7 protein-coding genes and 1 rRNA gene are annotated in these 6,516 nt (G+C 63.9%); 4 read left to right on the forward strand and 4 right to left on the reverse strand.

Translation table 11 applies throughout. The annotated features are described in order from the left end of the window. Nucleotides 1–16: 16 nt before the first annotated feature. On the reverse strand, nucleotides 17–1,045 hold the full coding sequence (locus tag VI340_RS08245; protein ID WP_008308733.1) for a threonine ammonia-lyase: 1,029 nt from the start codon (nucleotides 1,043–1,045) through the stop codon (nucleotides 17–19). Nucleotides 1,046–1,125: 80 nt separating this feature from the next. On the opposite strand from VI340_RS08245, the gene cyaB reads away from it, so the two are divergent. From cyaB to VI340_RS08265, 4 genes are read left to right on the forward strand one after another with little or no spacing between them, the layout of a single operon-like run. Continuing rightward, nucleotides 1,126–1,668 (forward strand): class IV adenylate cyclase, encoded by a 543-nt coding sequence (cyaB, locus tag VI340_RS08250; protein ID WP_008308731.1) that lies wholly within the window; start codon nucleotides 1,126–1,128, stop codon nucleotides 1,666–1,668. Between the two features lie 59 nt (nucleotides 1,669–1,727). Then, the gene (locus VI340_RS08255; protein ID WP_008308729.1) at nucleotides 1,728–2,930 is read left to right on the forward strand and encodes a methionine adenosyltransferase; all 1,203 of its coding nucleotides are present in this window, start codon (nucleotides 1,728–1,730) and stop codon (nucleotides 2,928–2,930) included. Between the two features lie 47 nt (nucleotides 2,931–2,977). Continuing rightward, on the forward strand, nucleotides 2,978–4,165 hold the full coding sequence (locus tag VI340_RS08260; protein ID WP_008308727.1) for a tRNA sulfurtransferase: 1,188 nt from the start codon (nucleotides 2,978–2,980) through the stop codon (nucleotides 4,163–4,165). Between the two features lie 27 nt (nucleotides 4,166–4,192). After that, complete coding sequence (locus VI340_RS08265) at nucleotides 4,193–4,738, forward strand: DUF5804 family protein (RefSeq protein ID WP_008308724.1); 546 nt, start codon at nucleotides 4,193–4,195, stop codon at nucleotides 4,736–4,738. Between the two features lie 35 nt (nucleotides 4,739–4,773). Here the strand turns inward: VI340_RS08265 and VI340_RS08270 are convergent, their stop codons facing one another. The 3 genes from VI340_RS08270 to rrf all read right to left on the reverse strand — a co-directional run. Then, the gene (locus VI340_RS08270) at nucleotides 4,774–5,685 is read right to left on the reverse strand and encodes a PLP-dependent cysteine synthase family protein (protein WP_336330505.1); all 912 of its coding nucleotides are present in this window, start codon (nucleotides 5,683–5,685) and stop codon (nucleotides 4,774–4,776) included. A gap of 100 nt (nucleotides 5,686–5,785) precedes the next feature. Further along, complete coding sequence (locus VI340_RS08275) at nucleotides 5,786–6,205, reverse strand: CopG family ribbon-helix-helix protein (RefSeq protein WP_008308722.1); 420 nt, start codon at nucleotides 6,203–6,205, stop codon at nucleotides 5,786–5,788. Between the two features lie 202 nt (nucleotides 6,206–6,407). Then, nucleotides 6,408–6,516 (reverse strand): 5S ribosomal RNA (gene rrf, locus VI340_RS08280); the annotation flags it as partial.

Raw genomic sequence — 6,516 nt, forward strand, 5'->3', positions numbered from 1 at the left:
CTTCGGAAGTGGCCGACTAGTACTCGCTTTCAGCCAACAGTCGGTCGAACTTCTCGCGGTCGATGTTCCGGCCTGAAACGGGAAGGACAACCGTCTCACCCCGGAGTTCGTCGCCAGCCTCTATCGCTGCGGCGACAGCCGTCGCGCAGGCCCCCTCCATGACGATGCGGTCCGTCTCGAACAGGCGTGCCACGGCGTCCGCGATGGCGTCCTCAGATACGAGACGGAAATCCGAGAGCCCCTTCTGGAGTATGCCGGTCGGGAGTGCGAACGGCACCCGGGTCGCGACGCCCTCAGCGATGGTGTCGACGCTGTCGAGGGCCTCCAACGTCTCCTCCTGCCAAGCGCGGTACACCGCGGGTGCGCCCGCGGCCTGCACACCGACGACAGCGGCGTCGGTCATCGCCCCGAGCGTGATGCAGTACCCGGCCGCGGCGGTGCCGCCGCCGACGGGGCAGAACACGCGGTCGACATCGGGCCGTTCGTCGAGGATTTCGAGGCCCGCCGTGCCGACGCCGGCGAGCAACTTCGGTTCGTTGCCGGAGTGGACGTAGCGCGCCTCGCGCTGGGTCGCCAAGTCCTCGATGTGTTCGCGGGCCTCGTCGTAGTCCTCGCCGTGTTGAACGACCTCCGCGCCCAGTTGCTCCAGCGCATCGACCTTTCCGGCGTTGGCTTCCCTCGGGACACCGATGGTGACTGGCACGTCGAACTCGCGTCCGGCCCAGGCGATAGACTGGCCGTGGTTCCCCGTGCTCGCGGCGAGCAGTCCGGCGTCCCTGAACTCCTCGTCGAGGGACGCGACGAGGTTCACACCGCCGCGGACTTTGAACGCCCCGGTCGGGAGCGTGTCTTCCCGCTTGAGCAGGACATCCGCGTTGAGGGCATCTGAGAGGGCTTCGCTGCGGACTAAGGGCGTCTCTGGGAGGTGCTGCCGGATGCGTTGTCGCGCGTGCGCGACCGTAGCAACTGTCGGCGGCGTCAGGTCGTGGTACGGAAAGAGGGTCGTCTCGTCCGGGGAGTCGATCGGTTCGTAGCGACCGGCCATACTACTACCCGGGAGAGCAGACACAGTAAATGGCGCGGTCGACGGGAGCGTTTTTCAGCGACCCGGCCCAGCCCCTCAGTATGTACGAAGTCGAGGTGAAAGTGCCAGCGGACATCGAGGCTGTCGCGGAGCGACTCGACGAACTCGGGGCCGAGCAGGTCGATACGGTGATACAGACGGACACGTACTACGACGCCCCCCATCGGGATTTCGCCGAGACGGACGAGGCGTTCCGGGTCCGTCGCGAGACCAGAAAGGGGGAGACGAACGCGAAAGTTACCTACAAGGGGCCGCTCCTCGAAGCGGAGTCGAAGAGCCGAGAGGAGTTCGAAACAGGCGTCGAAGACGGCGACGACATCGACGCTATCGTCCAGCACCTCGGCTTCGAGCCCGCGGCGACCGTCCGGAAGAACCGCCGGGTGTACGAGGTCCGAGAATACGACGTCACGCTCGACGCTGTCGACGACGTCGGCGAGTTCGTCGAAGTCGAACGGGAGACCGACGGCGACATCGAACCCGTTCGAGAGGGGGCCTACGAGGTGCTTCAGGACCTCAGTCTGGACCCCAGCGACCAGCAGCGGACCTCCTATCTCGGTATGCTACTTAGCGATGCGAACGAGTAATCATTCCGCTATTATCTGTTCCCGTAAGTTATAGAACCCGGCCAGACGAAGTCGAGGCAATGACCGAGCGGAACATCCACGTCCAACCTGCGAGCGGGCTCGCCGTCGAAGATCAGGACATCGAAGTCGTAGAGCGCAAGGGTATCGGCCATCCGGACTCCATCTGTGACGGCATCGCGGAGACAGTGTCGCGTGCGCTGGCACAGACGTACATCGACCGGTTCGGCACAGTCTTGCACTACAACACCGACGAGACACAACTCGTCGCCGGCACTGCCGCCCCCGCGTACGGCGGCGGCGAAGTGCTTGAGCCGATCTACATTCTGGTCGTCGGCCGAGCGACGAAGAAGTTCGACGGCGAGCGCATCCCGGCCGAGAGTATTGCCCTCCAGGCCGCACGCGACTACCTCGACGAGCAGTTCCCCCACCTCGACCTCGGCTCCGATGTCATCGTCGACGTCCAGTTCGGCGAAGGGTCGGGCGACCTCCAGACCGTGTTCGGCGAGGAAGCAGCAATTCCGATGGCGAACGATACCAGCTACGGCGTCGGCCACGCTCCGCTGACAGAAACTGAAAAGATCGTTCTCAACACCGAGGAGACATTGACCGGCGAGTACGCCGAGTCCAACCCGGTCGTCGGCCAGGACGTGAAGGTAATGGGCAAGCGCGAGGGCGATCACATCGACGTGACCGTGGCCGTTGCGATGGTCGACGAACACGTTCCGGACCTCGACGCGTACAAAACCGCCGTTTCAGACGTTCAAGCGTTCGTCACCGACCTCGCCGAGGAGTACACTGACCGGGACGTCACGGTCCACGTCAACACGGCCGACGATTACGACGCCGAGTCCATCTATCTCACGACCACCGGGACCAGCGCCGAGCAGGGCGACGACGGCTCCGTTGGCCGCGGGAACCGCGCGAACGGCCTCATCACGCCGAACCGCCCGATGAGCATGGAAGCGACGTCCGGCAAGAACCCCGTCAACCACATCGGAAAGATATACAACCTCCTCTCGACGGAGATCGCACAGTCCGTCGCAAGCGAGGTCGACGGCATCCGACAGGTCCAGATGCGCCTGCTCTCACAGATCGGCTCACCGATCGACGAGCCCCACGTCGCCGACGCGACGGTCATCACCGAGGACGGTGTCGCGGTCGGCGACGTCGAAGCAGATATCCAGGCCACAATCGACGACGAACTCGCTGACGTGACCGACATCACGCGGCAGGTCATCGACGGCAACCTCTCGACGTTCTGAGGCGGCGAGGCGACACCCCTTTACTCGCCGGTAGTCAACTCGCGGGCATGCATCCACCGGACGCCGATAGCGTGCTCCTCCGCCACGGCGAACTCGGCGTCAAGAGCGATCAGGTCCGCCGGAAGATGGAGGGGCAACTGGCGGACAACCTCCGAGCGATGCTCGACGCGCGCGGCTTGTCAGGAGACATCGAACAGCGCCGGAACCGGCTGTTCGTCCACACTGACCACCCGGAGGGCGTGACCGCAGCCGCGGCCGACACGTTCGGCGTCACCTCCGCCTCGGCGGTCACGACTGTCGACCCGACGCTGTCCGCAATCGAAGATGCACTGGCCGCGACCGCGCGGGAGCAGTACGACGGCGGCGCTTTCGCTGTCAACGCCCGTCGAGCGGGGCCAGCAGAGGCACACCCCTTTTCGAGCACGGACATCGAGTCCGACGGTGGCACCGCCGTCTGGGAGGCAATCGAGGGACTGGGCGGCGATCCCGCTGTCGACCTCGACAACCCCGATTTCGAGCTGTTCGTCGAGTGTCGCGCCGACGAGGCCTACGTCTTCTGTGAGAAACGTGCGGGACCCGGTGGCCTCCCGCTCGGGACCCAGCGCCCCGTGGTCGCCCTCGTCAGCGGCGGCATCGACTCGCCCGTCGCCGCCTGGAAGCTGATGAAACGCGGCGCACCCGTGCTCCCCGTCTACGTCGACCTGGGAGACTACGGCGGCCCCGACCACCGGGCTCGAGCCGTCTCGACTGTCGAAACGCTCGCCTCGTACGCGCCCGGACACGACCTGTCGCTGTCCGTAATCGACGCCGGTGACGTCGTCACCGAGCTTTCTCGGGACCTCGGGTCGCTCCGAATGCTCGTTCTCCGCCGGTTCATGCTCGCAGTCGCCGACGCTATCGCGAACGAATGTGACGCCGTCGGCATCGTCACCGGCGAAGCAATCGGGCAGAAGTCCAGCCAGACGAGCGCGAACATCGCCGTCACGGACGCCGCGACTACGCTCCCGGTACACCGACCGAACCTCACCGTCGACAAGTCCGAGATAACCAACCACGCACGGGCCATCGGGACCTTTCAGGACTCGACGATCGACACGGGCTGTAATCGCGTCGCGCCATCACATCCGGAAACCAACGCCTCGCTGGAAGCCGTTCGGGTAGCCGAACCCGACGACCTGTTCGAGCGCGCCGAAGCCTGTGCCCGGGACCGCGCCGTCGTCCCCATCGAAAGCTAAATTTCCGGGGCGGGCCAGGGTTGAGCCATGACGCAGGTCTGTCTCGTCGGGAGCGAGGGCGTGAATCTCCGGTACGAACTCCTCTCGCGCGAGACCGCGCGGAACGCACTCGCCACCTACGACCTGCAGGAACCGTTCGCGAATACCGTCGCCGTCGACACCGTAAGCCTCGGGGCAGCAGTAGCGCTGCTCAACGATTTGAACTGGTATCTCGTCCGCTTCGCCGACGCCGCGTTCGTTCGTGATCCGTCAATTAGTGAGACGGAATGGCTCTCCCGGGACCTCGCCGCGTCAATCCGGGACGACGACGTTGCGCCCGAAGATACCGGTCGCTTTCTCAAGGTGTACGGTATTGTCGAACCGGACGTGACCAGCGAATCTAATGCCGAAGGCTCGTCGGAAGGAGAGTCGGAGCCAACGCCCGACACACAGGCCATGGAGACCGAGCGTCCACCCGAGCTTGTCGAGCCGATGCTTCTGACGCGGACCGGAGACACGATTCCCGAGTACGACCTTCGAGACGTGGACGACACGCTCATCGTCAGGGTGACCGAATCGGAGTTCGGGGCCTGATTCGGGCCACACCGCGCGCGCAGAACAGACCGGGCTCAGTCGAACATCCCGGTCGACATATACCGCTCCCCACTGTCCCAGTAGACTGTGACCACGAGCGGGTCGTCGACGCCGTCCGCGACGAGTTGTTCGGCTACCTCTCGCGCGGCGAGGTTCGACGCACCCGAGGACTGGCCGACGAGGATACCCTCCTCGTGGGCGAGTCGCCGGCACTCGTCTTCCGCGTCCGGGAGCTCGACCGTCAGCACGTCGTCCAGCAGATCGGTGTCTAAGTTGTCGCTGACGAAGCCCGGCCCCATTCCCTGGAAGCTATCCTTGCCAGTTCCCGGTTCCATCCCCGAGAGGACGGCGTTGTCCGCTGGTTCGACGGCGACGATGTCCATCTCTGGGAACGCTTCGCGCAGTCGACGACCCGTCCCGGTGATTGTGCCGCCGGTTCCGACGCCGGCCACCAGCGCGTCTACCGTCCGGTCGCCGATCTGTTCGATAATCTCCTCACCCGTGGTCTCGTAATGTGCCTTCGGGTTCGCCGGGTTGTCGAACTGCCGCAACTGGACGTAGTCGTCGCGCTCACTCAGCTCGTCCGCGCGCTCTTTCGCGTCGGAGATGTCGCCCTCGACGAGCTCTATCTCCGCACCGTAGGCCTTCATTATCTGGCGACGCTCGGGAGACTTCGAGGACGGCATCACCAGCACAACGTCGTACCCCTTCGTCGATCCGACCATCGCCATGCCGATGCCGGTGTTGCCACTCGTCGGTTCGACCAGTGTATCACCCGGTTCGAGCGAGCCGTTTCGCTCGGCGTCATCGATCATGTACTTCGCCGGCCGGTCCTTGGCGGAGCCGCCGGGATTGAACGACTCGATCTTCGCTGCAACGGTTGCCCCCTCCGGCGCGCGTACCGAGACCAGCGGGGACCCGATTGTATCGAGAATAGAGTCTTTCATCGCCGCCGGCTACGCGGCCCCGACTTAAACGCCTACTGAAGGTGCCAAACTGTTCGTGGACTCACGACCCGCGGCAGGACTTTCCGACGTCAACGACAGCTCACGAGATCATGTTGATGTCGTCGACCGGCAGGACCGAGTAATCGACAGACAGCGTATCCTTCGTCGCCCGGACTTTGCCGACGAACGCGGAGATGTCCTCCAGTTGGCCTTCCAGCACGAACAACTCCATACAGTACCGGTCCCCGACGTGGCTGTGGAAGTTCGACGCGACGATAGATTCGTGATCGTGGCGCAGATGCATCATCTTCTCCTCGACAGTCGTCGTCTCGTAGTCAAACAGGACTGTGACGACTGCCATTAGTTCGCGGTCCTCCAGTCGCTTGTCCTCGAACTCGCCCATCAGGTTCCGGACTGCCTCCCGTACGACTTCGCTGCGACCCGTATATCCGTGTTCGTCCGCGAACGTATCGATTCGCTCCTCCAGTTCGTCCGGCATCGAGATACTAACAACGCCCATGTATTAACTCGATGCCGTTGGAGTATTAATAGTTCATATCTGCCCGCACAGGCTGGAAACACTCCGGATAGCGCTGCCGCTAGCTCGTATCTTGTAAACGACGAACGACTGGCTTGGTGAGCTGACAGCTCTCGGTTTGTACAAATACAGAACGCCCACTCGGGAGAGATGTCTCTCCCGAGTGGGCTGTGAAAGGTATGAATGGTGGCGGCGAACCGGATTTCCCAGAGGCTCGCGCACTCCAGTACTCCCCGGAACGCTGGCGGGCTTATCTTCCGTGTTCGGGATGGGTACGGGAGGCAACCCCGCCG

It is taken from the genome of Haloarcula sp. CGMCC 1.6347 (genome assembly GCF_037078395.1).
Lineage (GTDB): Archaea > Halobacteriota > Halobacteria > Halobacteriales > Haloarculaceae > Haloarcula > Haloarcula amylolytica.